Origin of the sequence: Dryocola clanedunensis subsp. sulfonylureivorans, from assembly GCF_016756775.1 — a bacterium.
In the GTDB taxonomy this organism is placed as follows: domain Bacteria; phylum Pseudomonadota; class Gammaproteobacteria; order Enterobacterales; family Enterobacteriaceae; genus Dryocola; species Dryocola clanedunensis.
This window is the reverse complement of the sequence record NZ_JAERMU010000011.1, coordinates 82,045-106,791: the sequence shown is the minus strand read 5'-3', so window position 1 is coordinate 106,791 and position 24,747 is coordinate 82,045. Positions and strand designations below refer to the sequence as shown.

At 55.9% G+C, this 24,747-nt stretch carries 21 protein-coding genes; 17 read left to right on the top strand and 4 right to left on the bottom strand.

Features of this window, described 5'->3' with window-relative positions; all coding sequences use genetic code 11:
* Positions 1–124: 124 nt before the first annotated feature.
* Entirely contained in the window at positions 125–628 is a 504-nt protein-coding gene (locus HYQ67_RS13335; protein WP_202304162.1) for a GNAT family N-acetyltransferase, read from the top strand.
* A gap of 36 nt (positions 629–664) precedes the next feature.
* Here HYQ67_RS13335 and rraB read toward each other — a convergent pair whose 3' ends face one another.
* A complete protein-coding gene (gene rraB / locus HYQ67_RS13330) occupies positions 665–1,090 on the bottom strand; it encodes a ribonuclease E inhibitor RraB (protein WP_202304161.1) in 426 nt (141 codons plus the stop codon).
* A 164-nt stretch (positions 1,091–1,254) separates the two neighbouring features.
* Between rraB and argF (HYQ67_RS13325) the strand changes: the two genes are divergently transcribed.
* Positions 1,255–2,262, top strand: coding sequence for an ornithine carbamoyltransferase (argF, locus tag HYQ67_RS13325; protein WP_202304160.1), 1,008 nt, complete (start codon positions 1,255–1,257; stop codon positions 2,260–2,262).
* 92 nt (positions 2,263–2,354) lie between these two features.
* Here the strand turns inward: argF (HYQ67_RS13325) and HYQ67_RS13320 are convergent, their stop codons facing one another.
* Entirely contained in the window at positions 2,355–2,807 is a 453-nt protein-coding gene (locus HYQ67_RS13320) for a YhcH/YjgK/YiaL family protein (RefSeq protein ID WP_202304159.1), read from the bottom strand.
* A gap of 676 nt (positions 2,808–3,483) precedes the next feature.
* Between HYQ67_RS13320 and arcA the strand changes: the two genes are divergently transcribed.
* From arcA to HYQ67_RS13270, 10 genes are all read left to right on the top strand, one after another.
* Positions 3,484–4,704 (top strand): arginine deiminase, encoded by a 1,221-nt coding sequence (arcA, locus tag HYQ67_RS13315; protein ID WP_202304158.1) that lies wholly within the window; start codon positions 3,484–3,486, stop codon positions 4,702–4,704.
* A gap of 17 nt (positions 4,705–4,721) precedes the next feature.
* The gene (locus HYQ67_RS13310; protein WP_202304157.1) at positions 4,722–5,633 is read left to right on the top strand and encodes a carbamate kinase; all 912 of its coding nucleotides are present in this window, start codon (positions 4,722–4,724) and stop codon (positions 5,631–5,633) included.
* A 109-nt stretch (positions 5,634–5,742) separates the two neighbouring features.
* Entirely contained in the window at positions 5,743–6,747 is a 1,005-nt protein-coding gene (gene argF / locus HYQ67_RS13305; protein ID WP_202304156.1) for an ornithine carbamoyltransferase, read from the top strand.
* A 74-nt stretch (positions 6,748–6,821) separates the two neighbouring features.
* Positions 6,822–8,291: an arginine-ornithine antiporter gene (gene arcD, locus HYQ67_RS13300; RefSeq protein ID WP_202304155.1), complete on the top strand. Its 1,470-nt coding sequence runs from the start codon at positions 6,822–6,824 to the stop codon at positions 8,289–8,291.
* 156 nt (positions 8,292–8,447) lie between these two features.
* Entirely contained in the window at positions 8,448–8,936 is a 489-nt protein-coding gene (locus HYQ67_RS13295; RefSeq protein WP_202304154.1) for an arginine repressor, read from the top strand.
* 76 nt (positions 8,937–9,012) lie between these two features.
* A complete protein-coding gene (locus HYQ67_RS13290; RefSeq protein ID WP_431355441.1) occupies positions 9,013–9,144 on the top strand; it encodes a pyrBI operon leader peptide in 132 nt (43 codons plus the stop codon).
* A 41-nt stretch (positions 9,145–9,185) separates the two neighbouring features.
* Positions 9,186–10,118 carry an aspartate carbamoyltransferase gene (gene pyrB / locus HYQ67_RS13285; RefSeq protein ID WP_202304152.1) on the top strand — a complete coding sequence of 311 codons (933 nt, stop codon included), beginning with the start codon at positions 9,186–9,188 and terminating at the stop codon, positions 10,116–10,118.
* A 16-nt stretch (positions 10,119–10,134) separates the two neighbouring features.
* Positions 10,135–10,596, top strand: a complete 462-nt coding sequence (gene pyrI / locus HYQ67_RS13280) for an aspartate carbamoyltransferase regulatory subunit (protein WP_202304151.1) — start codon at positions 10,135–10,137, stop codon at positions 10,594–10,596.
* A 145-nt stretch (positions 10,597–10,741) separates the two neighbouring features.
* Positions 10,742–11,128: a 2-iminobutanoate/2-iminopropanoate deaminase gene (ridA, locus tag HYQ67_RS13275; RefSeq protein WP_202304150.1), complete on the top strand. Its 387-nt coding sequence runs from the start codon at positions 10,742–10,744 to the stop codon at positions 11,126–11,128.
* A 451-nt stretch (positions 11,129–11,579) separates the two neighbouring features.
* Positions 11,580–11,732: a Hok/Gef family protein gene (locus tag HYQ67_RS13270; protein WP_202304149.1), complete on the top strand. Its 153-nt coding sequence runs from the start codon at positions 11,580–11,582 to the stop codon at positions 11,730–11,732.
* 108 nt (positions 11,733–11,840) lie between these two features.
* Here HYQ67_RS13270 and HYQ67_RS13265 read toward each other — a convergent pair whose 3' ends face one another.
* Together HYQ67_RS13265 and mgtA are read right to left on the bottom strand one after the other, a co-directional pair.
* Positions 11,841–14,231, bottom strand: coding sequence for a beta-N-acetylhexosaminidase (locus HYQ67_RS13265; protein WP_202304148.1), 2,391 nt, complete (start codon positions 14,229–14,231; stop codon positions 11,841–11,843).
* A 123-nt stretch (positions 14,232–14,354) separates the two neighbouring features.
* Positions 14,355–17,072, bottom strand: coding sequence for a magnesium-translocating P-type ATPase (gene mgtA, locus HYQ67_RS13260; RefSeq protein ID WP_431355440.1), 2,718 nt, complete (start codon positions 17,070–17,072; stop codon positions 14,355–14,357).
* 389 nt (positions 17,073–17,461) lie between these two features.
* On the opposite strand from mgtA, the gene treR reads away from it, so the two are divergent.
* The 5 genes from treR to nrdG all read left to right on the top strand — a co-directional run bounded on the left by treR (position 17,462) and on the right by nrdG (position 24,665).
* Positions 17,462–18,406: a trehalose operon repressor TreR gene (gene treR, locus HYQ67_RS13255; protein ID WP_202304147.1), complete on the top strand. Its 945-nt coding sequence runs from the start codon at positions 17,462–17,464 to the stop codon at positions 18,404–18,406.
* A 123-nt stretch (positions 18,407–18,529) separates the two neighbouring features.
* Positions 18,530–19,948 carry a PTS trehalose transporter subunit IIBC gene (gene treB / locus HYQ67_RS13250; protein WP_202304146.1) on the top strand — a complete coding sequence of 473 codons (1,419 nt, stop codon included), beginning with the start codon at positions 18,530–18,532 and terminating at the stop codon, positions 19,946–19,948.
* A gap of 56 nt (positions 19,949–20,004) precedes the next feature.
* A complete protein-coding gene (gene treC / locus HYQ67_RS13245) occupies positions 20,005–21,663 on the top strand; it encodes an alpha,alpha-phosphotrehalase (RefSeq protein ID WP_202304145.1) in 1,659 nt (552 codons plus the stop codon).
* Positions 21,664–22,064: 401 nt separating this feature from the next.
* On the top strand, positions 22,065–24,200 hold the full coding sequence (nrdD, locus tag HYQ67_RS13240) for an anaerobic ribonucleoside-triphosphate reductase (RefSeq protein WP_202304144.1): 2,136 nt from the start codon (positions 22,065–22,067) through the stop codon (positions 24,198–24,200).
* Positions 24,201–24,665: an anaerobic ribonucleoside-triphosphate reductase-activating protein gene (gene nrdG / locus HYQ67_RS13235; RefSeq protein WP_202304143.1), complete on the top strand. Its 465-nt coding sequence runs from the start codon at positions 24,201–24,203 to the stop codon at positions 24,663–24,665. It abuts the gene before it with no gap.
* Positions 24,666–24,747: the final 82 nt, after the last annotated feature.

Here is a 24,747-nt window from a genome sequence, read left to right as displayed (position 1 = left end):
TCTGAAGGCCGGGATGATTCCCGGCCTTTTTGTTTTTCAAAAGTACGGTTTGCCTACTTGCACCCTGCAAAAGAGAGTGTTATTAACTCGCAACATCTGTCGAAAAGTAACACGAGCCAAATTTATGACTATCGCAGCTCCGGTTGGTCTTGCCCTGCGCAGGATCACACCACATGACAATGCCGCTATCGCCCGCGTGATCCGCCAGGTCTCCGCTGAATATGGGCTAACCGCCGACAAAGGCTACACCGTTGCGGACCCTAATCTCGACGAGCTGTTCCAGGTTTACAGCAGGCCCGGGCACGCGTATTGGGTCGTGGAGATGGAAGGTAAGGTCGTCGGCGGCGGCGGCGTTGCGCCACTGAGCTGTAGCGAACCCGATATCTGTGAGCTACAGAAAATGTATTTCCTGCCCGTGGTGCGCGGCAAAGGGCTGGCGAAACGCCTGGCGTTGCAGGCAATGGATTTTGCCCATGAAGAAGGTTTTAAGCGCTGCTATCTGGAAACCACGGCCTTCCTGACAGAAGCCATCGCTTTATATGAGCGTCTTGGTTTTGAGCACATTTCCGAGCCGCTGGGCTGTACCGGACACGTAGACTGCGAAGTGAGAATGATAAAAGCGTTATAAAGTCATGCAGCGGCTGGCGCCGCTGCATGGTAAGGATCAGTGACGCACGCCGTCGTCATCTTCATCCACGAGATCGTCTTCGTCGCCCTCTTCACCCTCTTCGCCGTTCGGGTCTTCGTAATAAGTCCCCCAGCCGTCGTACTCCACGCCAAATTTCTCGGCGAGGTTCAGCAGCTGTTCAACCTGCTCGTCCAGCAGCTCAGCTTTCAGGGCGCTTTCGCTCAGCACGTCGCAGCAGATGACGGTTTCGCCCTCTTCCACTTCCAGCTCTTCCGGGTCGGTGACTTCATAACCCATTTTGAACGCTTCAACCGCTGCTTTTTCCAGGGTTTCGAAATCGTCTGCAGAAAGGTGATGTTCGATGGTGTACAGCGCGTCCGGATCGCTGCCATCTTCCAGTAATTCTTCAATAATCAAACGCGTCTCTTCGCGCTGCTCTTCCAGCAGTTCTGGATTTGCCATGGCCCTTTCCTCAGTTTGTCGGCAGATACTTCTATTTTCACACACGCATGGGTTTGCCTCCACCTTTCCCGCGAAAGATTTGCGATACGGGGGTTGCAAATGAATATCCATCCATATAAATTGAATTTTAATTCAATAAGTGGCATGAGCCATGTGAGGAAAAGATGAGTCACTTTTATCAAAAGCACTTTCTTAAATTACTGGATTTTACTCCGGCCCAGCTCAACGAATTACTGACCCTCGCCGCGAAGCTTAAAGCCGACAAGAAAAAAGGCACAGAGACTCAGCAGCTTACCGGAAAAAATATCGCGCTCATCTTCGAAAAAGACTCAACCCGCACACGATGCTCTTTCGAAGTTGCCGCTTATGACCAGGGCGCTCGCGTCACTTATCTCGGCCCAAGCGGCAGCCAGATTGGGCATAAAGAATCAATTAAGGACACGGCCCGGGTGCTGGGCAGAATGTACGACGGCATTCAGTATCGCGGTTACGGTCAGGAGATCGTCGAAACGCTGGCCGGGTTTGCCGGGGTGCCCGTATGGAACGGCCTGACAAACGAATTCCATCCCACCCAGCTGCTGGCGGACCTGCTGACCATGCAGGAGCATCTGCCGGGCAAATCCTTCAAAGAGATGACGCTGGTTTATGCCGGTGACGCCCGTAACAACATGGGTAATTCAATGCTTGAGGCCGCCGCGCTGACCGGGCTGGATTTACGCCTTGTGGCCCCGGAGGCCTGCTGGCCGGACGAAAATCTGGTTGCGAAATGCAGGGCGCTGGCAGAACAAACCGGCGGTAAGATCACCCTGACGGAAGATGTGGCCGCTGGCGTAAAAGGCGCAGACTTCATTTATACGGATGTGTGGGTGTCGATGGGCGAAGCGAAAGAGAAGTGGGCCGAGCGTATCGCCCTGCTGCGCGCCTATCAGGTTAACAGCGAGATGCTCGCGCTGACGGGCAATCCGCAGGTGAAGTTCCTGCACTGCCTCCCGGCGTTCCACGACGACCAGACCGTAGTGGGTAAGCAGATGGCTGAGCAGTACGATCTGAAAGGCGGCATGGAGGTCACGGACGAAGTATTTGAATCATCGCATAGCATCGTGTTCGATCAGGCGGAGAACCGCATGCACACCATTAAGGCGGTGATGGTCGCGACGTTGGTTCAGGGATAGAAATCATTGGCGGATGACGCTAACGCTTATCCGCCCTACAACGACTTTCGGTACAGTAGGTCGGATAAGCATTGGCGCCATCCGACACCGTTTTATGCGACCAGAAGCTTAACAACTACCTTACGCACGGTCTCCGGCTTTCCTACCGCACACAGCGGCTTGTGTACCTCTCCTGGATAAAACACCACAAAATCCCCTTCGCTTAGCACGACGGTTTTTTCCTGTTCGCCTTCCGGCAGGAACGCGATGTCTTTTTCGGCGAGCCAGTCCGTATCCGGCGTACCGGCGGGCAAACAGCTGAAGGTCATGCCTTCCTGGCCGCGCATGACAATCTGAATGTCGAGATAGCGCTGGTGAAACTCCGCCCTGCGATCTGCAAACGGCTCGGTGCTGTCTTCGGAGACCAGCATGAACAGGCGGTTGCCGTCGATATCATGCTTGCCGGGGGGCGTTTGCGGCGTGACGTGTTGCTTAACGTATTCGATAGCCAGGCGTAGCTCTTCAGGCAGCCAGCTTTGCAGAGAGTGGATATTACCGATAATCATGATGCTCAACTCCATTTTGAAACGATGTTTTAATATCGTATTTATACGAAAGTTCCCCTTCTCTGGCTACGGCTTTTTTACCAAAATTCGCGCTGGCGCATAGTTATCGCAAAAGTTGCCGCGGCCCGGCGGCGGCGCTGAGGTTTTTATGCAGGAATTGAGCATAACCTGAAAATTTCTCGATTTGAGAATGAGCCTATCATATTGATAATTAAAGGCTGTGATAAAAAACAAACCCGCGATCACGTTTTAGATCACGTCAATAAGTGCAAATTCAATCATAACTATCTGCGGTTTAATTTCTCGCCTGGGATGAAAGTATTACCTGGCCGCATAGTTATGCATCAAGACCAAAAATAATGTTTATATTCAGTCGGTTATGAAATTCACCGTTTTGTATAAAATAACATTACTTTAACAGCATTCAGATAAAACTGGCATCACAACGCTTATTTATTCATTCATTACCCATCGCTCATTTATTATTATCTGACCCTTATCAATTAATTATCAGAGAATAGAAAACCACCTTGCCCGCGTGATAACCCTCACATTAAATAGTTGTCAGGAAATTAAGATACATCCTCAAGCAAGACGACAAACATATTTCAACTCCGGTGCAAATAAATTTGCATCACAGGCATTCTTATCTGTGGATTAATGAAAAGGTAAAGTCATGGACAAACATTATGTCGGTTCCGAAATTGGACAATTACGCAGCGTCATGCTGCATCGCCCCAATCTCAGCCTGAAAAGACTGACGCCTTCCAATTGCCAGGAGCTTTTATTTGATGATGTTTTATCGGTAGAGCGTGCCGGGGAAGAGCACGATATTTTTGCCAATACGTTACGCGGTGAAGGCGTCGAAGTCTTACTTCTGACTGATTTATTAACCCAGACGCTGGATGTGATTGATGCCAAAGCCTGGCTACTGGAGACGCAGATCTCCGACTATCGGCTGGGACCAGCCTTCGCCTCTGATATTCGCGGCTGGCTGGCGGATATGCCGCACCGTGAGCTTGCCCGTCACCTGAGCGGTGGGCTGACCTACGGCGAAATCCCTACTTATATTCACAATATGGTTGTGGATACTCACGAGGCCACTGACTTTATTATGAAGCCGCTGCCTAACCATTTATTTACCCGAGACACCTCCTGCTGGATATATAACGGCGTATCAATTAACCCGATGGCAAAAGCCGCTCGTCAGCGTGAAACAAATAACCTTCGCGCGATTTATCGCTGGCATCCGGCGTTTACCGACGGCAACTTTATTAAATATTACGGCGACGACAATATTAATTATGACCATGCCACTCTGGAAGGCGGGGACGTATTAGTGATTGGTCGTGGCGCGGTATTAATCGGGCTTTCCGAACGCACCACGCCGCAGGGCGTCGAGTTTCTGGCTGAATCATTATTCAAACACCAGCAGGCAACTCGCGTTATCGCCGTTGAACTGCCGAAACACCGCTCCTGTATGCACCTCGACACGGTAATGACCCATATCGATCTCGACACGTTCTCCGTTTATCCGGAAGTGGTTCGCAAAGACGCCCAGTGCTGGACGCTGACGCCGGACGGCAAAGGCGGCATTAAGCGCCACCAGGAACCAAACCTGCTGCACGCCATTGAACAGGCGCTGGGTATCGACCAGGTGCGCCTGATCACTACCGGCGGCGACGCCTTTGAAGCCGAGCGCGAGCAGTGGAATGACGCCAACAACGTGCTGACCGTGCGTCCGGGCGTGGTCATCGGCTACGAGCGCAACATCTGGACCAACGAAAAATACGACAAGGCCGGGATCACCGTGCTGCCCATTCCGGGCGACGAGCTGGGCCGTGGCCGCGGCGGCGCACGCTGCATGAGCTGCCCGCTTGAACGTGACGGTATCTGAGGCAAGGAGAAGACGAAATGGAACACAAACCAACCCTGGTCGTGGCGCTTGGCGGCAACGCATTGCTGAAACGCGGCGAGCCGCTGGAAGCCGACACGCAGCGTAAAAATATCGATCTGGCGGCTAAAACTATCGCACAGCTCACCAACTCATGGCGCGTGGTGCTGGTTCACGGAAACGGCCCGCAGGTGGGGCTGCTGGCGCTGCAGAACAGTGCCTATGAGAAAGTTTCGCCTTACCCGCTCGATATTCTCGGTGCCGAGAGCCAGGGAATGATCGGCTACATGCTTCAGCAGTCGCTTAAAAACCATCTGCCTGACAGGGAAGTCAGCGTGCTGCTGACCCAGGTGGAAGTGGACGCCAAAGATCCTGCGTTCCAGAACCCGACCAAATACATCGGCCCGGTGTATGACAAAGCGCAGGCCGACTCGCTGGTCGCGGAGAAAGGCTGGTCAGTGAAGGCGGACGGCCAGTATTACCGCCGCGTGGTGCCGTCGCCGCAGCCAAAACGGATTGTGGAAAGCGATGCGATTACCGCGCTTATCCAGCGGGATCACCTGGTGATTTGTAACGGCGGCGGCGGCGTGCCGGTGGTGGAGAAAGCCGACGGCTACCACGGCATTGAAGCGGTGATCGACAAAGATCTTTCCGCCGCCCTGCTCGCCCGCCAGATAGAAGCCGACGCCCTGCTGATCCTTACCGACGCCGACGCGGTTTACTTCGACTGGGGTACGCCAGCACAGCGCCCGATTAGCCACATCACCCCTCAGGAGCTGGACGGCATGAAGTTCGATGCAGGCTCTATGGGGCCGAAGGTCGCCGCCTGCAGCCGATTCGTCGCCCAGTGCCACGGCATCGCCGGAATTGGCGCGCTGGAGGATGGCCCGGCAATTCTGGCCGGTGAAAAAGGCACGCTGATCCGCGAGTAATCTCCGAAATCATGTCGGGAGACGCTGCGCTTTCCCGACCTGGAAAATTTACCGATTCGTAGGATGGATAAGCGATAGCGCCATCCACCAAAAAATTAAGGATGAGACAATGACCATCAACCTGAAAAACCGCAACTTCCTGAAACTGCTGGACTTCAAGCCTGCCGAGATCCAGTACCTGATCGATCTTGCGCGCGACCTGAAGGCCGCGAAAAAAGCCGGTACCGAAAAGAAAACGCTGGCCGGAAAAAACATCGCGCTGATCTTCGAGAAAACGTCTACCCGCACTCGCTGCGCCTTTGAAGTAGGCGCCTTTGATCAGGGCGCGCAGGTGACCTATCTCGGCCCAAGCGGTTCGCAAATTGGCCATAAAGAGTCCATGAAGGACACCGCCCGTGTGCTTGGCCGGATGTATGACGGCATCGAGTATCGCGGCTTCGGCCAGGACATCGTCGAGGAGCTGGGTGAGTTTGCCGGCGTGCCGGTATGGAACGGGCTGACCAACGAATTCCACCCGACGCAAATCCTGGCAGATTTGATGACCATGCTGGAACACGCGCCGCAGAAAACGCTGCCGGAAATCGCCTTTGCCTATCTTGGCGATGCCCGCAACAACATGGGTAACTCCCTGATGGTCGGCGCGGCGAAGATGGGCATGGATATCCGCCTGGTCGCGCCAAAAGCCTTCTGGCCGGAGGCTGAACTAGTGGAACAGTGCCGGGCCATCGCCAAAGAAACCGGCGGCCGCATCATGCTGACCGACAGCGTGGAAGAAGGCGTGGCGGGCGTCGACTTCCTCTACACCGACGTCTGGGTGTCGATGGGTGAGCCAAAAGAAGCCTGGGCGGAGCGCGTGAGCATCATGACCCCTTACCAGGTGAACGGCAGCGTGCTGAAAGCCACCGGCAACCCGAACGTCAAGTTTATGCACTGCCTGCCCGCCTTCCACAACGAGCAGACCAAAGTGGGCAAAGAGATCGAAGCCGAGTACGGCCTGAAAGGGCTGGAGGTGACCGAAGAGGTCTTCGAGTCCCCGAACTCCATCGTCTTTGACGAAGCGGAAAACCGCATGCACACCATTAAAGCCGTTATGGTTGCCACGCTCGGAGAGTAATCCCCACCGGCGGCGGGGATCCCCTCGCCGCCGGATGTGCATTCGTGCGGCAGAGTCCGCAGGAGGAAAGGAAAATGGCCGATGTTACCCACGGGGATGTCGCAGCGACGTCCGCGACCACAGAAAAAAAATTAGGGCTCAGCGCGCTGGTTGCGCTGGTCATTGGTTCAATGATTGGCGGCGGGGTGTTCAGCCTGCCGCAAAACTTTGGTTCCGTTGCGTCACCCGGTGCGCTGCTCATCGGCTGGGTGATTACCGGCGTCGGGATGCTTTGCCTGGCGTTTATCTATCAGAATCTTAGCTCCCGCTGCCCGGAGCTTGAAGGTGGGGTTTACAGCTACGCCCGTGCCGGTTTTGGTGATTTTATTGGCTTCCAGTCAGCCTGGGGCTACTGGTTCTCTGCCTGGCTCGGCAACGTCTCCTACGCCGTCCTGCTGTTCAGCGCGATGAGCTTTTTCATCCCGGTGTTTGGTGACGGGAACAACCTGCCGTCGATTATCGGTGCGTCGGTGGTGCTGTGGCTGGTTCACGCGCTGGTGCTGCGTGGCGTGCGGGAAGCTGCCTATATCAATACGATCCTGACCGTCGTGAAAGTAGTGATCCTGCTGGTATTTATCGTCGCCGTGCTGATCGCCTTTAAAATCGGCGTATTCACCGCCGATTTCTGGGGGCGCATGATGCTGGTCGACGGCAAAGAACCGGCGCTGTTCGATCAGGTGAAAAACACCATGCTGGTCACCACCTGGGTGTTTATCGGCATCGAAGGGGCAACGGTGGTTTCTGCCCGCGCGGCAAACCGCAGCGATATCGGTAAAGCCACGGTGATTGGGCTGCTGGGCGCACTGGCGATTTACGTGCTGGTGAGCGTGCTGTCGATGGGGATCCTGGATCAGGCAGCGCTTGCCGGACTGAAAAACCCTTCAATGGCAGGCGTGTTGGAAAATGTGGTCGGCCCCTGGGGAGCAAAATTCGTTGCCGGTGGCGTGATTCTGTCAGTTGCCGGAGCGCTGCTTGCCTGGACGCTATTTGCCGCCGAGCTGCCCCGCGTGGCCGCTAACGACGGTATTTTCCCGAAAGTCTTTGCTAAAGAAAATGCGCGCCACTCCCCATCGTTTTCTCTGTGGATCACCAACGGTTTAATCCAGCTTTTTCTCATCCTGACGCTGTTCTATCAGGCCGGTTACCAGGCGCTGTTTTCCATCGCCACTGCGGCAATCCTGCCTCCTTATCTGTTCAGCGCCGCCTACGGCCTGAAGCTGGCATGGACTGGTGAACGTTATAAAAACGGGGAGTCCCGCACCGGCGGCATAGTACTGGGAGTTATCGCCACCGTGTACGGTTTCTGGCTGTGCTATGCCGCCGGGGACTCGATGCTGCTCAGCTCACTGCTGTTCACCCCGGGGCTGCTGGTTTTCCTGTGGCAGAAAAAGCAGCAGGGTCAGACGCTGCTAAAAAGTTATGAGTGGGCCATTGTGGTGGCATTGCTGCTGGTCGCTGCCTGGACGCTAAAATTGGTCATCAGCGGAGCTATACAGATTGCTTAATCCACTATTCGCCCCGAAAGGGGCGATTCGTTCTGGGATGAGGTTTTTTTGCAATATTTTTAGCAAGTTAAAATCTCAAAGTCAGACCGATCAAACAGAATAAATTCATAAATGGCGTAAATTAATCCCCAGTAAAATCATGGAATGGTGAATACGATGAGGATCTCCCGCACAACCTCCGAAAAAGAGCTGAGCCAGCTGACACTCTGCCAGCGGCTCATCGTCCATAAAAGCTACCACTCTCAGGAAGAGCTGCGCCGGGATATGCAGCGCCACGGCTTTACCGAAATCAGCCAGTCCACGGTATCCCGGCTATTGAAGGTGCTGGGCGTCATTAAAATGCGCAACGCCAAAGGGCAAAAAATCTATGCGCTGAATCCTCAGGAGCAGCCAGAGCCGGACGCCGCCCGCTCGGTGGCAGAGATGGTGATAAGCGTCGAGCATAACGCCGAATTTATTATGATTCACGCCGTGGCAGGCTATGGCCGCGCCGTGGCAAAGATTCTTGATTACCGCGCTCTGCCAGAGATTTTAGGCGTCGTCGCGGGCAGCAGCGTCGTGTGGATAGCCCCGCGCGAAGTGAAAAAAACGCCGCTGGTTCACCGCCGGATTATCCAGACGCTGGGCCTGCATGAAATTGCATGAGTATTCACAGCAACCGATTGCCCATGTATAAAAAAGTGTGAAGTTCCCGCTTGCCAAGCTCAACCACGCGCGTATAATGCGCCACAATTTGCCGGGAGGAAGCATGGTCCAGTGTGTTCAAAAAGCTGTCACACCTCGTCGTCTGAAAGACGATGCGACCCCGTTTTTCTTTCCGCTGCTTCAATCAATTCCAAAGGCCCCTCGTTGAGGGGCTTTTTTTTTGCCCGACGCCGAGAACAGGAGATAAGCATGACTAACCCGCTCTATCAAAAACATATCATTTCCATCAACGATCTCAGTCGTGAAGAGCTTGAACTGGTGCTGTCTACCGCGGCTAAGCTTAAGGCAAACCCGCAGCCGGAGCTGCTTAAGCACAAGGTTATCGCCAGCTGCTTCTTCGAGGCTTCAACCCGCACGCGCCTCTCTTTCGAAACCTCCATTCACCGTCTTGGCGCCTCGGTTGTCGGCTTCTCTGACAGCAGCAATACGTCGCTGGGCAAGAAAGGCGAAACGCTGGCCGACACCATTTCGGTTATCAGCACCTACGTTGACGCCATCGTGATGCGCCACCCACAGGAAGGTGCGGCTCGCCTGGCAACAGAGTTCTCCGGCAATGTACCGATTCTCAACGCGGGCGACGGTGCGAACCAGCACCCAACCCAAACCCTGCTCGACCTGTTCACCATTCAGGAAACCCAGGGGCGTCTGGAAAATCTGCATATCGCCATGGTCGGCGACCTGAAATATGGCCGCACCGTGCACTCTCTGGCCCAGGCGCTGGCGAAATTTAGCGGCAACCGCTTCTACTTTATCGCGCCGAACGCCCTGGCGATGCCGAAGTACATTCTCGATATGCTGGATGAGAAAGGCATTGAGTGGAGCAGCCATGAGGCCATCGACGACGTGGTCACCGAGCTGGACATTCTGTATATGACCCGCGTACAGAAAGAGCGTCTGGATCCGTCCGAATACGCCAATGTGAAAGCGCAGTTTGTGCTGCGCGCGGCGGACCTGGCAGGCGCTCGCGAAAATATGAAGGTGCTACATCCGCTGCCGCGCGTGGATGAGATCACCACCGACGTGGATAAGACGCCGCACGCCTGGTATTTCCAGCAGGCAGGCAACGGCATTTTTGCTCGCCAGGCGCTGCTGGCATTGGTTTTGAATCGCGAACTGGTTTAAGTGAGAGGATAAAGAGATGACGCACGATAACAAATTACAGGTAGAAGCCATTAAACGCGGCACGGTTATCGACCATATCCCGGCGCAGATAGGCTTTAAGCTGCTCACCCTGTTCCAGCTGACCGAAACCGACCAGCGCATTACCATCGGCCTGAACCTGCCGTCCCGCGAGCAGGGGCGTAAGGACCTGATCAAAATCGAAAATACGTTTCTGACCGACGAGCAGGTAGACCAGCTGGCGATGTACGCGCCCCACGCCACCGTCAACCGCATCGAGGAATACGAAGTGGTCGGCAAGAGCAAACCTAAGCTGCCTGAAAGCATCGAAAAGGTGCTGGTTTGTCCGAACACCAACTGTATCAGCCGCAGCGAACCCGTCCACTCCTCCTTTGCGGTAAGAAAGCGTGGTGAGGACATCAGCCTTAAATGCAAATACTGTGAGAAAGAGTTCGCGCATCATGTGGTGCTGGCGGATTAATCGTTGCCGCCCAGGCTCGCTTACCTATAATGGGCGAGGATTCATGAAAAAGCAGAGTGGATAAGCGCAGGCGTCGTCCACCGTTTAAATTCCGGCGGGTAATGCGTTGCCTGCCCGCCCTACGAACTCTCATAAAGGAATGAACATGTCTCGTACTATCAGCACCGAAAATGCACCCGCAGCTATCGGCCCATACGTTCAGGGCGTTGATCTTGGCAGCATGATTATCACTTCCGGCCAGATCCCGGTTGACCCAAAAACCGGCACCGTTCCGGAAGACGTTGCCGCTCAGGCGCGCCAGTCGCTGGAGAACGTGCAGGCGATCGTGGAAGCGGCAGGCCTGAAAGTTGGCGATATCGTGAAAACCACCGTTTTCGTCAAAGACCTGAATGATTTCGCCACCGTGAACGCGACCTACGAAGCATTCTTCAACGAGCACAAGGCAACCTTCCCGGCGCGTTCTTGCGTGGAAGTGGCGCGTCTGCCAAAAGATGTGAAAATTGAAATTGAAGCGATCGCGGTTCGTCGCTAATTAACTTCAAGATAAAAAAAAGCCGGTTCAGTGATGAACCGGCTTTTTTGCTCAAGATAGAAATGAAAAGGACTTGTAAAACATAAATAGCGCCATGTACCGCCATTTATATAAACACCCTATCATCGTTATTAAATAATGCCAATAAAATTTCTCACCAACATTATTACTGCAACCTGTTACAAGATTCCATGTTAATCATCCAACAGATATAAAATCCAGGCTCATATTAAATAAAAATTAGTCATAGCGGGAGTTTTAAAATAGTATTGCTGCGGGTGCTGAAGCCATTAATCTTCAGCATAAATGCACTTCGGTGAGGGTTGTGTTGCAGGATTATTGGTAGAGGTCCCCATCCCTTTAACTAGCGGATGGGGGAACTACCAAACACACACCCCAGACAGGTGTGATGATGGTAGTTCCTCCTGAGCATCTTTTCAAGAGGAATTACATGCATAAAACCATAAAGTTATATGGTTTATTGATCGTTTGCTTAACGCTAATCACTATTACCTTTTTGATTCAGGACTCGCTGTGCGAGTTCTTCTTTATTAATAAGGACGTGGTTATCTTCAGCAAACTGGCCTGCCCGGCCGGTCAATAACCCATCGGGGGAGTCCGCTCCCCCGGCTTTAATGGTTTTGTCTGGTGCGTGATGGTTACAGTACCCTTTTTATAATGGCCGCGAAAGCGGCCATTATTAATTACGGGTTCATTTAATGCTTGCTCGTAATAATTTTTGCAGCGGGTAAACGGCGGCAACAATAACCTCATCCTGAGTTTGTGCGGCTTTATCCAGCTGCTTCTGAATATCATCACGCTCGCCGCCGCTTAACGATCCCTGTTTCGCCACCAGGTCGGTCAGCCGCAGGCCGATGCCCGCCAGTTTGTCCACGTCTTCCGCCACAGGTTTCAGCGCCTTCAGCTGGTAGCTGCCGTCGATAAGCGCCAGCACGTCCGGCGTATTGCTTTGCCAGCGGGTAAAGGTATGGCGCAGGGACTCGGCGCTGTTGCCGTCTTCCGGGTCGGCAATCAGCTTATCGACCCAGCCGTCCATCGCCCGCACCTGGCTGCTTTCCGCCACCAGCGCATCCGCAAAGCGGTTAAGCGGCTCGAAGTGGTGATAATTGCCCGCCTGGAACTTCAGATGCTGACGGGTGTAATACTGCGCCGGCTCAACGGCCTGAGCGAGAATTTGTAATGGCATGATTTCCGTGGTCCCCGCCAGGCGAGTGAACTGCTGTACCGCTGCGGTATGCTGCTGAAGCCCTACGGAAACGGTGGTCCAGGCGTCTATCGCCTGCAAGCGCTGGTACATGTTGTCGATATCTTTCACCTCTTCCGTCGACCACAGCCGCTCCGCCACCGCAAACGCCCGCGGCCAGAGCTTGATGTCCAGCAGCGGCGCAGAAATATTCTCCGCCCACAGCGCCGCTTCGCCGCCGAGGATATTATTCATCTGCTCGGCATTGGGTACCACCGGCTGCACGCCATCCGGCACGCTGTCCAGCTTCTGTCCGGTCGCCGGGTAGCGCACGTTGCCCACCAGGAAGTAGCCGCTCAGCCGGTCCTTATCCACCGTGACCACCGGGCGAGTCTCCCCCATCCAGGTATCCACGGTAAAGGTCACCTGGGTTGGGCTTAGCCATTCGATGTCCCTTACGGCACGGCGAGATTTGCCTTTGAAGTCGATAAATCCTCGCCAGGCCATTTCGTTATTCACCAGCGTGAAGCTGCCCTCCACCGGCTTACCTTTCAGGCGCGGCATAGAGAAGAACCAGCTTTGCGCGCTGTCGGCTTTGGTGATGCGATCGACCTCGTTCAGGCCCTGCGGCAGGATCTCGTTGCGATAGTGGTAAGCGGTGGACTGCGGCTGGTCGAGATAGAACCCCGTCGACAGGATCCCTTTATAGCCGTTGGCGGCAACCGCCCCCAGCGCGTCCTGCCCTTGCCAGGACTGGATCAGAATGCTCTTCGGCAGATCCGGATGGTAAATCTCATCCCAGCCCATCATCTGGCGGTGGTGCTTCTCGAGGATCTTCTCCAGACGCTGGTTGAAATAAGTCTGCAACGCGTGGGTATCAGCAATCTTTTGCTGTTTCATAAACGCCTGAATGGGTTTCGATTCCTGCCACTGCGTATCATCAACTTCATCCCCGCCGATATGCAAATAGGCATCCGGGAAAATCGCCGTCAGCTCGCCCACCATCGTATCGGCAAATTTATAGACCGCTTCGTTGGCCGGATTAAGCAGCGGTTTAAGCACGCCCCAGTGGCGCTCCATCTCGTACGGCCCCGGCGCGCTCATCAGTTCCGGGTAAGCCACCGCAATCGCGGACGCATGGCCCGGCATGTCCATTTCCGGCACGACGCGGATCCCCAGCTTCGTTGCGTAGCGCACAACTTCTTTCATCTGTGCCTGGGTATAAAAGTCGCCGTCGCTGGCCAGCTGCTGGAGCTTAGGATATTTAGCGGAAGCAAAGCGCCAGCCCTGGTCATCCGTCAGGTGCCAGTGAAGCACGTTAAACTTGGCGGCCGCCATGCCGTCCAGCTGGCGCAGAATATCTTTCACCGGGATGAAGTGGCGGGCGGAATCCAGCAGGACCCCGCGCCACGGGAAACGCGGCACATCTTTGATTGCCACAAACGGTATTGAGGTATTTTGCGGGCCGTTCTGAATAAGCTGGAGCAGCGTTTCCATGCCGCGCATCGCGCCGAAGCGGGTATTCGCGGTTAGCTGCACCCCATCTGCCGTCACGCTCAGGGTATAGCTTTCATCGCTGCCGAGCTTCGGCAAAGGGTCAACGGCATTTTTGATATGAATATTGATAGTGGGCTTGCCAGGATTAGCCTGAGCAGGCTGAAGCTGCCAGCCGGCTTGCTGGGTGATTCGCTTACGCCAGCGCTCCGTGGCCCCGTCCAGCTTGTCACCGCTGATTTTAATCGATACCGAGTTATCCAGTACGAGGCTTCCCTCCGCCGCCGGGCGGCTCACCTGCTGCGGCCAGGGCATTAGCGGGAGATCCCCTGCGGGCGCGGCGTGAGCCTGACAGGCGGTAGCAATGCAGCCGGCAAGCAGGCTCAAACGTATTGATTTAAACATGAATATTCCTTTCAAGTGACGGGCCAGAAAAGGCAAACCTCTCTGGTAACACGTGGGGAAATATTCATCAAGATTATGGCGAGACGGGGATCACATCTCGCCAGGGTTTTGTATTTTTTAGGATTACTGCCAGCCGTAACGGCGGCTGTAAATGCCCTTTACGGCCTGAGTCAGCGTCATGTAACCGCCAAGAATCAGCACCAGCCATGGGAAATAGGCCAGCGGCAGCGCCTGGAGGTGCAGATAGCCCGCCAGCGGCGAAAACGGCAGCGCAATGCCAACGGCCATCACCACCAGAGTCATCACCATCAGCGGCCAGGCGGCCCGGCTCTGAATAAACGGAATACGACGGGTGCGAATCATATGCACAATCAATGTTTGTGACAGCAGCCCCACCACAAACCAGCCGGACTGGAACAGGGTCTGGTGTTCCGGGGTGTTAGCCTGGAAGACCCACCACATGACGCAGAACGTCATGATGTCAAAGATGGAGCTTATCGGCCCGAAGAACACCATAAACCGCCCTAAGTCCGCCGGGTTCCAGCGCTGCGGCTTCTGAATTTGCTCGTCGTCCACGTTATCAAACGGGATCGTCACCTGGGAGACATCGTACAGCAGGTTCTGGATCAGCAGGTGAATCGGCAGCATCGGCAGGAACGGCAGGAAGGCGCTCGCCACCAGCACGCTGAAGACGTTGCCGAAGTTAGAGCTGGCGGTCATTTTGATGTATTTCAACATGTTGGCAAAAGTGCGCCGCCCTTCGATCACGCCCTCCTCCAGCACCATCAGGCTTTTCTCAAGCAGAATGATATCCGCCGCCTCGCGGGCGATATCCACCGCGCCGTCCACGGAGATGCCAATATCCGCCGCCCGCAGCGCAGGCGCATCGTTGATGCCGTCGCCCATAAAGCCGACAACGTGGCCCTCACCGCGCAGCAGCCGGACGATACGCTCTTTGTGCATCGGCGTCAGACGGGCAAAGAGCGTGGTGCGCAGAGCAAGCTTTGCCAGATCTTCATCGCTAAGGTTTTCGATTTCGCTTCCTACCACCAGCTCGCCTACGTCCAGCCCCACCTCACGGCAAACTTTTGCCGCCACCAGCTCGCTGTCGCCGGTAAGGATCTTGACCGTGATGCCGCTGGCCTTCAGGGCTTTCAGCGCCGGAGCCGTCGTCTCTTTCGGCGGATCGAGGAACGCAATATAACCTTCCAGAATCAGATCGGACTCGTCAACGCGGCTGTAATCTCCCTCACGCGCCGGGAGGAACTTTGTGGCAACGGCAACAACGCGCAGCCCCTGACGGTTCAGATCGTCCGTCACCCGGCGAATACGTTTGAGCATGCCATCGTTGAGCGGCACGATCTCATCGCCATGGCGCACCTGGGTGCAGACGTTGAGGATCTCCTGAAGCGCCCCTTTGCAGATCAGCTGGTGCGCGTCCGGCGATTCGGACACCACCACCGACATGCGGCGACGCTCAAAATCAAACGGGATTTCATCCACTTTCTGCCAGCGGGCAACCGCTTTACGAACATGGTCTATGTCCAGCGCTTCCAGCACCGCCACGTCCAGCAGGTTTTTCAACCCGGTCTGATAGTGGCTGTTAAGCCACGCGGTATGCAGCACGCGGTCGCTCACGCCGCCCAGAATATCGGTATGGGTTTCGAGGATGATACGGTCCTGGGTCAGCGTGCCGGTTTTATCGGTGCAGAGAACATCCATCGCGCCAAAGTTCTGAATGGCGTCCAGATGCTTAACGATGACCTTCTGTTTAGAGAGTTTCACCGCCCCGCGAGCAAGCGTCGAGGTGACAATCATCGGCAGCATTTCCGGCGTCAGCCCGACCGCAACGGAGAGCGAGAATAGCGCGGCCTCCCACCAGTCGCCTTTGGTGAAACCGTTGATCAGCAGGACCACCGGCACCATCACCAGCATGAAGCGGATCAGCAGCCAGCTGACGCGGCTGATGCCCTTCTGGAAAGCATTAGGCTCGTTTTCCTGCTGGGTTACGCGCCCGGCAAGCTGGCCAAACCAGGTGTTGCCCCCGGTTGCCACCACCATGGCCAGCGCGGTGCCGCTGACCACGTTGGTGCCCATGAAGCACAGCGTGTCGCATTCGAGCGGATTGCTGTGCCGCGCTTCGCGGCTGGCGGCGGCCTTCTCTACCGGCAGAGATTCACCGGTCAGGGAAGCCTGGGCGACGAACAGATCCCGGGCCTGGATGACGCGTAAATCCGCCGGGATCATATCTCCCGCCGAGAGTTTAACGATGTCCCCCGGCACCAGCTGGTCAATGGGGACTTCAACGTAGTCGCTGGTGCCCTTCTCATTCACCACGCGCAGCACCGTAGCGGTGTTGCTGACCATCGCTTTAAGCGCGTCCGCAGCCCTGGTGGAGCGGGCTTCCTGAATGAAATTGAGCAGCGTGGAGATAACCACCATCAGCGCAATCACGCTGGCACCAAAAAGATCGTCTTCCGTCGCGTAAGAGAAGATGCCCAGCAGCGTCAGCAGCAGGTTGAAGGGGTTACGGTAGCAGCTCCACAGATGCTTCCACCACGGCGCTGCCGCCTGGGTTGGGATCTGATTCGGGCCGTGGGCCTCCAGCGCATCTTCCACTTCACGGGCGTTCAGCCCTTCGGGATGGCTGGAGAATTCACGATAGAGCTGCTCTTCGCTGGCGTAGGCATATTTCAGGCACGCTTCGGTGAGCGTGGCGGGGATATCCGTCGCCTGAGAAACAGTTTTGCCGTCCGGCATGGGGTCGCGCTGGATCAGACGGCGTGGCAGATGGCGGCTCAGTTGTGAAAACAACTGCCGGGTCAGGTTTTTAAACAGCATAATAGTCCCTTAGCGTCGCCTGAAGCGGCGCTCGGCTGTCCTGCGGGCACGGCTAAGCCGACCTTGCAGGTCAAATTTATTCAGCAGGGATCGACATCAAGAGGGTCACTGCCTTACGGTTTCCGGTAAGGCAATCACTTCAAAGAAGGGTGTCTTACCGGATGGTTCCTGTCATTACAGGGTCTGGACTGGGATCGGGTTCCATGTCGCCTCCGGTGAAAGATTTTGGGTTTGCTTCGTTACGCCCTCAGGCGCAGCGAAAGTGCGGATATAATACGCCCGCGAAACTAAACCCAACGTAAACCAGATTTTACCCATTGCCGTTTGTTGGCATGGACAACTTTAATGTATAAAACCTACGCTAATTATTTCAGGGAATGACCAGAGACATGCAAAATCGCCTCACCATCAAAGACATTGCCCGACTAAGCGGCGTGGGCAAGTCCACCGTCTCCCGCGTGCTGAACAACGAGAGCGGCGTCAGCGCCCGCACGCGCGAAAGGGTGGAGGCGGTGATGCAGCAGGAAGGGTTTTCCCCCTCCCGATCGGCTCGCGCCATGCGCGGGCAAAGCGATAAGGTCGTGGCGATCATCGTCACCCGTCTGGATTCGCTGTCGGAGAACCTGGCGGTGCAGACCATGCTGCCGGGCCTGTATCAACAGGGATACGATCCGATCATGATGGAAAGCCAGTTCGATCCTGAGCTGGTCGAGGAGCATCTTGGCATGCTCAAGCGCCGCAATATCGACGGCGTGATCCTCTTCGGCTTCACCGGCATCAGCGAAAAAATACTCCAGCCGTGGCAGGCCACCATGGTGCTGATGGCCCGGGAAGCCAAAGGCTTTGCCTCCGTCTGCTACGACGACGAAGGTGCCATTACCAGCCTGATGGCTAAACTTTATGCTCAGGGGCACCGCCATATCAGCTTCCTCGGCGTGCCGCATACCGACGTAACGACGGGCCTGCGTCGCCATGAGGCCTATCTCGCCTTCTGCAAAAAGCACGGGCTGACGCCGAAGGTGGCTCTGCCGGGGCTGGCGATGAAACAGGGCTATGAACACGTCGCCGAGGTATTGCTGCCGGAGACTACCGCCCTGCTCTGCGCCACCGATACCCTCGCGTTAGGCGCCAGCAAATATTTGCAGGAGCACCAGGCTTCGCTCCAGCTGGCGAGCGTCGGCAACACGCCGCTGATGAAGTTCCTCCACCCGGAAATCATTACCGTCGATCCAGGCTATGCGGAAGCCGGGCGTCAGGCGGTACTGCAGCTTATCGGCCAGGTAACCCAGGCCCGCGATCTGCGCCAGATCGTTATCCCCAGCACGCTTCAGTAATTCTCCCCCGATCGCAGGTTTATTGTGATCGTCACCCGATTTCGGGAACGTTCCCGTTTTCGCAAAAATCATTACCCGGTAACCTTGCGGCCAGGTCATTCCTCCTTACCTCGGGATTCCACAATGAGCAAAGTAAAACAACAGGACATCGACAGGCTAATTGAGCTGGTCGGCGGACGCGAAAACATCGCCACCGTGAGCCACTGCATTACCCGACTCCGCTTTGTACTGAACAACACGGCGATTGCCCGACCGAAAGAGATCGAAGATCTGCCGATGGTGAAAGGTTGCTTTACCAACGCCGGGCAGTTCCAGGTCGTGATCGGCCCGGAAGTGGGCGATTACTATAAGGCGCTGATTGCCACCAGCGGCCACAACACGGCGGACAAAGAGCAGGCGAAGCTGGCCGCCCGCCAGAACATGAAGTGGCACGAGCAGCTTATCTCGCACTTCGCGGAGATTTTCTTCCCCTTACTGCCTGCGCTCATCAGTGGCGGTTTGATCCTCGGCTTCCGCAACGTGATTGGCGATCTGCCGATGAGCAACGGCCAGACGCTGGCGCAGATGCACCCGTCGCTGCAAAGCATCTATGACTTCCTGTGGCTGATTGGCGAAGCGATTTTCTTCTATCTACCGGTAGGGATTTGCTGGTCCGCCGTGCGCAAAATGGGCGGGACGCCTATCCTTGGTATCGTGCTGGGCGTTACGCTCGTGTCGCCGCAGCTGATGAACGCCTACGATTTAGGGACCAAAATCCCGGAGGTCTGGAACTTCGGCTGGTTCACCATTGAGAAGGTGGGCTACCAGGCGCAGGTTATTCCTGCCCTGCTGGCGGGCCTGGCGCTGGGCTTTATTGAGACGCGTCTTAAACGCATAGTCCCGGATTACCTCTATCTTGTAATAGTGCCCGTGTGTTCTTTGATTCTGGCCGTGTTCCTGGCCCACGCGTTCATCGGCCCGTTCGGCCGCTGGATTGGCGACGGTGTTGCCTTCGCCGTGCGCCACCTGATGACCGGCAGCTTTGCGCCAATAGGGGCCGCGCTGTTTGGCTTCCTGTATGCGCCGCTGGTGATTACCGGCGTGCACCAGACGACGCTGGCCATCGACATGCAGATGATTCAGAGCATGGGCGGTACGCCTGTCTGGCCGCTGATCGCGCTGTCTAACATTGCGCAGGCCTCGGCGGTAGTTGGGGTGATCATTTGCAGCCGCAAGCACAACGAACGTGAAATTTCGGTTCCGGCGGCGATATCCGCTTATCTGGGCGTCACCGAACCGGCAATGTACGGGATTAACCTGAAGTACCGTTTCCCGATGCTCTGCGCAATGGTTGGCTCAGGTATCGCGGGCCTGCTCTGCGGCCTGAACGGCGTGATGGCGAACGGCATTGGCGTCGGCGGCCTGCCGGGCATTCTGTCCATTCAGCCGCGCTACTGGGAGGTTTACTCCATCGCGATTCTGATTGCCGTGGTGATCCCGATTGTTCTGACGACGGCGGTGTACAAGCGCAAATACCGTCAGGGCACGCTGTTAGTGGTGTAGGTTTAATTTGATGTAACCGGGGCCAGCTGCTGGCCCCTTAGCTTTAGGAAAGCGCTATGAATACAACTCCTCCATGGTGGCAGCATGGTGTCATCTACCAGATCTACCCGAAGAGTTTTCAGGACACGACCGGCAACGGAACCGGTGATTTAATTGGCGTGATTAAGCGTCTCGACTACCTCAAGCTGCTGGGCGTGGACGCCATCTGGCTGACGCCGTTTTATGTCTCACCGCAGGTGGACAACGGCTATGACGTGGCGAACTACTGCGCCATCGACCATACCTACGGCACGCTGGATGATTTTGACCTGCTGGTGGCCGGTGCGCACGAGCGCGGCATCCGCGTCATTCTGGATATGGTGTTTAACCATACTTCCACGCAGCACGCCTGGTTCCACGAGTCGCTTAACAAGGACAGTCCATACCGCGAATTCTACATCTGGCGCGACGGCACGCCGGACGTGCTGCCGAACAACTGGCGCTCGAAATTTGGCGGTAACGCCTGGCGCTGGCATGCGGAAAGCGGCCAGTACTATCTGCATCTCTTCGCCCCGGAACAGGCGGATCTGAACTGGGAAAACCCGCAGGTTCGCGCCGAGCTGAAAAGGGTTTGCGAGTTCTGGGCGGACCGTGGCGTTGACGGTCTGCGCCTCGACGTCATCAACCTCGTCTCGAAAGACCAGGATTTCCCGGACGATATCGAAGGGGGCGACGGCCGCCGTTTTTATACCGACGGGCCGCGCATCCACGAGTATTTGCAGGAGCTTAGCCGCGATGTGTTTGTACCCCGCGAGCTGATGACGGTGGGCGAAATGTCCTCCACCACGCTCGATAACTGCCAGCAGTACGCGGCGCTGAACGCCGACGAGCTGTCGATGACGTTCAACTTCCACCACCTGAAAGTGGATTATCCCGGCGGGCAGAAATGGACACTGGCGGAGCCGGACTTTGTGGCGCTGAAGGCCATTTTCAGCCACTGGCAGCAGGGCATGCACAACGTGGCGTGGAACGCGCTGTTCTGGTGTAACCACGACCAGCCGCGCATCGTTTCCCGCTTTGGGGACGAAGGGGAGCTGCGGGTTCCGGCGGCGAAGATGCTGGCCATGGTGCTGCACGGCATGCAGGGCACGCCGTATATCTATCAGGGCGAAGAGCTGGGGATGACCAACCCCCACTTCAGCCGCATCATTGATTACCGTGACGTTGAGAGCCATAACATGTACGCGGAGCTGCGCGCTCAGGGCCGCGACAGCGACAACCTGCTGGCAATCCTCGCCAGTAAATCCAGGGATAACAGCCGCACGCCAATGCAGTGGGACAGCGGTGAAAACGCGGGCTTCACTACCGGCACGCCGTGGATCAACCTGTGCGATAACTACGAAACGATCAACGCCAGCAAGGCGGTAGACGATCCGGATTCGGTGTTTTATGCCTACCAGCGGCTTATTAAGCTGCGCAAGGCCCAGCCGATCTTCACCTGGGGCAGCTATCAGGATCTGCTGCCGGAACACCCTTATCTGTGGTGCTACCGCCGGGAATGGCAGGGCCAGACGCTGGTGGTCGCGGCAAACCTCAGCCGCCATAACCAGTGGTGGCAGCCGGATGCCTTTGAGGGCAGCTGGGAGGTGCTGATGAGCAACTATGCTGAGGCCTCAGGCAAGCCGGGGGAAATCAGCCTGCGGCCTTATGAGGCGGTTTACTGGCTGCAGAAGTAGAACTCAAGCGGCGGATGGCGCCTGCGCCTGTCCGCCCTGCTCTTTTCACATCCCACGCGAACCCGCGTTTTTGTCGACTATTTACGCGAAAAATTCAGCGCTTAAATTTGTTTTCCGAACCGACGCCGCACCCTTCCTGCAACGCCCGCAATACTTTGTCCTGCATCAATAAAAGTTCAAACATCTTTGGTGCAAGCACTATATATAGACCTTAAAATGCACCCTGCCCCCATATGTTGTATATATCGACTATTATCGCAACAGCACCCACAGGATAACTCTGGGCATTACCTGTGGATAACAGGGGCAGAAATTCGGAAGTCTTTGGCAAAACATATCTATATCAGGCAACGGTGTCTGCCGGCCCGGTGTGGATAACCAATTTTAAAAATGGAGAGATCATGACACCGCATGTGATGAAAAGAGACGGGTGCAAAGTACCTTTCACTTCAGAGCGCATTAAAGAAGCCATTCTTCGTGCAGCTAAAGCAGCGGGAGTCGATGACGCAGATTACTGCGGCCGCGTCGCAGATATCGTTCGCACGCAGATGGAAGGCCGCAGCCAGGTGGATATCGGCGAGATCCAGACCGCAGTAGAAAACCAGCTAATGGCAGGTAACTACAAGCAGCTGGCCCGTGCCTATATCGAATATCGCCATGACCGCGATCTTGAACGTGAAAAACGTGGCCGGTTAAACCAGGAGATCCGTGGCCTGGTCGAACAAACCAACTCCGCCCTGCTCAACGAAAACGCGAATAAAGACAGCAAGGTGATCCCAACCCAGCGCGATCTGCTGGCGGGCATTGTGGCCAAGCATTATGCCAAGCAGCACTTGTTGCCGCGTGACGTGGTGCTGGCGCACGAGCGTGGTGACATCCACTATCACGATCTGGACTACTCTCCGTTCTTCCCGATGTTTAACTGCATGCTTATCGACCTGAAAGGCATGCTGACCCACGGCTTTAAGATGGGTAACGCGGAAATTGAACCGCCAAAGTCCATTTCTACCGCCACGGCGGTTACCGCACAGATCATCGCCCAGGTTGCCAGCCACATCTACGGCGGCACCACCATTAACCGCATTGATGAAGTGCTGGCTCCGTTTGTGACCGAAAGCTTCAAAAAACATCGCAAAACGGCCGAAGAGTGGCAGATCCCGGACGCCGAAGGCTACGCCCTCTCCCGCACCGAGAAAGAGTGCTACGACGCCTTCCAGTCGCTGGAATATGAAGTGAACACCCTGCACACCGCCAACGGCCAGACGCCGTTCGTCACCTTCGGTTTTGGTCTGGGGACGAGCTGGGAATCCCGCCTGATCCAGACTTCTATTCTGCGTAACCGCATCGCGGGGCTGGGTAAAAATCGTAAAACCGCCGTCTTCCCTAAGCTGGTGTTTGCCATTAAAGACGGCCTGAACCATAAGGCCGGCGACGCGAACTACGACATTAAACAGCTGGCCCTGGAGTGCGCCAGCAAGCGCATGTATCCGGACATCCTGAATTACGATCAGGTAGTCAAAGTAACCGGCTCGTTCAAAACCCCGATGGGCTGCCGCAGCTTCCTGGGCGTGTATGAAGAGAACGGCGAGCAGATCCACGATGGCCGTAACAACATCGGCGTGATCAGCCTCAACCTGCCGCGCATCGCGCTGGAAGCCAAAGGCGACGAAGCCGCGTTCTGGAAATTGCTCGACAGCCGTCTGGAGCTGGCACACAAAGCGCTGATGACCCGCATCGCCCGCCTGGAAGGGGTGAAGGCCCGCGTAGCGCCAATCCTGTATATGGAAGGTGCCTGCGGTGTGCGTCTGAAAGCGGACGATAACGTGGCTGATATATTCAAAAACGGTCGTGCCTCTATTTCCCTGGGCTATATCGGCATTCACGAAACCGTTAACGCGCTGTTTGGCAACCAGCACGTTTACGACAGCGAAGCTCTGCGCCAGAAAGCCGTGGCGATTGTTGCCCGCCTGCGTCAGGCAACGGATGCCTGGAAAGAGGAATCCGGCTACGGCTTCAGCCTCTACAGCACGCCAAGTGAAAACCTGTGCGACCGCTTCTGCCGTCTGGATACCGCCGAGTTTGGCGTAGTGCCGGGCGTGACCGATAAAGGCTATTACACCAACAGCTTCCACCTCGACGTTGAGAAGAAAGTTAACCCATACGACAAAATCGACTTTGAAGCACCGTATCCACCCGTGGCTAACGGCGGTTTCATTTGTTACGGCGAATACCCGAACATCCAGCACAACCTGCAGGCGCTGGAAGACGTCTGGGATTACAGCTACAAACACGTTCCGTATTACGGCACCAACACGCCAATCGACGAGTGCTACGAGTGCGGCTTCACCGGCGAGTTCGAATGCACCAGCAAGGGCTTCACCTGCCCGAAATGCGGTAACCACGATGCGGCTCGCGTCTCCGTTACCCGTCGCGTTTGCGGCTACCTGGGCAGCCCGGACGCCCGTCCGTTCAACGCCGGCAAGCAGGAGGAAGTTAAGCGCCGCGTGAAACACCTGGGCAACGGGCAGATCGGCTAAGTGAACATGCATCAGTACTACCCGGTGGATATCGTTAACGGGCCGGGTACCCGCTGCACGCTGTTCGTTTCCGGCTGCGTGCATGAATGCCCCGGCTGCTATAACAAAAGCACCTGGCGGGTCAATTCTGGCATGCCGTTCACCCGGGCGATGGAAGACCAGATCATAAGCGATCTGAACGATACCCGCGTGCGCCGCCAGGGTCTGTCGCTTTCGGGCGGCGACCCGCTGCATCCGCAAAACGTGCCGGATATTCTGAAGCTGGTCCAGCGCGTGCGGGCAGAATGCCCGGGCAAAGATATCTGGATGTGGACGGGCTATAAGCTGGATGAGCTGACGGAGAGCCAGCGGGAAGTGGTCAATCTCATCAACGTGCTGGTCGACGGCAAGTTTGTACAGGATTTGAAAGACCCGGCGCTAATCTGGCGCGGCAGCAGTAACCAGGTCGTTCATCACTTACGCTAAAGCCGCAATTTCTTAAGGCGGGGTAAGCGCAGCGTCGCCCACCGGAATTATAAACGGTGGATGACGCTGCGCTTATCCACCC

Bases quoted from the DNA above. Each gene is read 5' to 3' on its own strand.
- HYQ67_RS13335 (WP_202304162.1), top strand. From the start codon at position 125: ATGACTATCGCAGCTCCGGTTGGTCTTGCCCTGCGCAGGATCACACCA.
- rraB (WP_202304161.1), bottom strand. From the start codon at position 1,090: ATGGCAAATCCAGAACTGCTGGAAGAGCAGCGCGAAGAGACGCGTTTG.
- argF (WP_202304160.1), top strand. From the start codon at position 1,255: ATGAGTCACTTTTATCAAAAGCACTTTCTTAAATTACTGGATTTTACT.
- HYQ67_RS13320 (WP_202304159.1), bottom strand. From the start codon at position 2,807: ATGATTATCGGTAATATCCACTCTCTGCAAAGCTGGCTGCCTGAAGAG.
- arcA (WP_202304158.1), top strand. From the start codon at position 3,484: ATGGACAAACATTATGTCGGTTCCGAAATTGGACAATTACGCAGCGTC.
- HYQ67_RS13310 (WP_202304157.1), top strand. From the start codon at position 4,722: ATGGAACACAAACCAACCCTGGTCGTGGCGCTTGGCGGCAACGCATTG.
- argF (WP_202304156.1), top strand. From the start codon at position 5,743: ATGACCATCAACCTGAAAAACCGCAACTTCCTGAAACTGCTGGACTTC.
- arcD (WP_202304155.1), top strand. From the start codon at position 6,822: ATGGCCGATGTTACCCACGGGGATGTCGCAGCGACGTCCGCGACCACA.
- HYQ67_RS13295 (WP_202304154.1), top strand. From the start codon at position 8,448: ATGAGGATCTCCCGCACAACCTCCGAAAAAGAGCTGAGCCAGCTGACA.
- HYQ67_RS13290 (WP_431355441.1), top strand. From the start codon at position 9,013: ATGCGCCACAATTTGCCGGGAGGAAGCATGGTCCAGTGTGTTCAAAAA.
- pyrB (WP_202304152.1), top strand. From the start codon at position 9,186: ATGACTAACCCGCTCTATCAAAAACATATCATTTCCATCAACGATCTC.
- pyrI (WP_202304151.1), top strand. From the start codon at position 10,135: ATGACGCACGATAACAAATTACAGGTAGAAGCCATTAAACGCGGCACG.
- ridA (WP_202304150.1), top strand. From the start codon at position 10,742: ATGTCTCGTACTATCAGCACCGAAAATGCACCCGCAGCTATCGGCCCA.
- HYQ67_RS13270 (WP_202304149.1), top strand. From the start codon at position 11,580: ATGCATAAAACCATAAAGTTATATGGTTTATTGATCGTTTGCTTAACG.
- HYQ67_RS13265 (WP_202304148.1), bottom strand. From the start codon at position 14,231: ATGTTTAAATCAATACGTTTGAGCCTGCTTGCCGGCTGCATTGCTACC.
- mgtA (WP_431355440.1), bottom strand. From the start codon at position 17,072: ATGCTGTTTAAAAACCTGACCCGGCAGTTGTTTTCACAACTGAGCCGC.
- treR (WP_202304147.1), top strand. From the start codon at position 17,462: ATGCAAAATCGCCTCACCATCAAAGACATTGCCCGACTAAGCGGCGTG.
- treB (WP_202304146.1), top strand. From the start codon at position 18,530: ATGAGCAAAGTAAAACAACAGGACATCGACAGGCTAATTGAGCTGGTC.
- treC (WP_202304145.1), top strand. From the start codon at position 20,005: ATGAATACAACTCCTCCATGGTGGCAGCATGGTGTCATCTACCAGATC.
- nrdD (WP_202304144.1), top strand. From the start codon at position 22,065: ATGACACCGCATGTGATGAAAAGAGACGGGTGCAAAGTACCTTTCACT.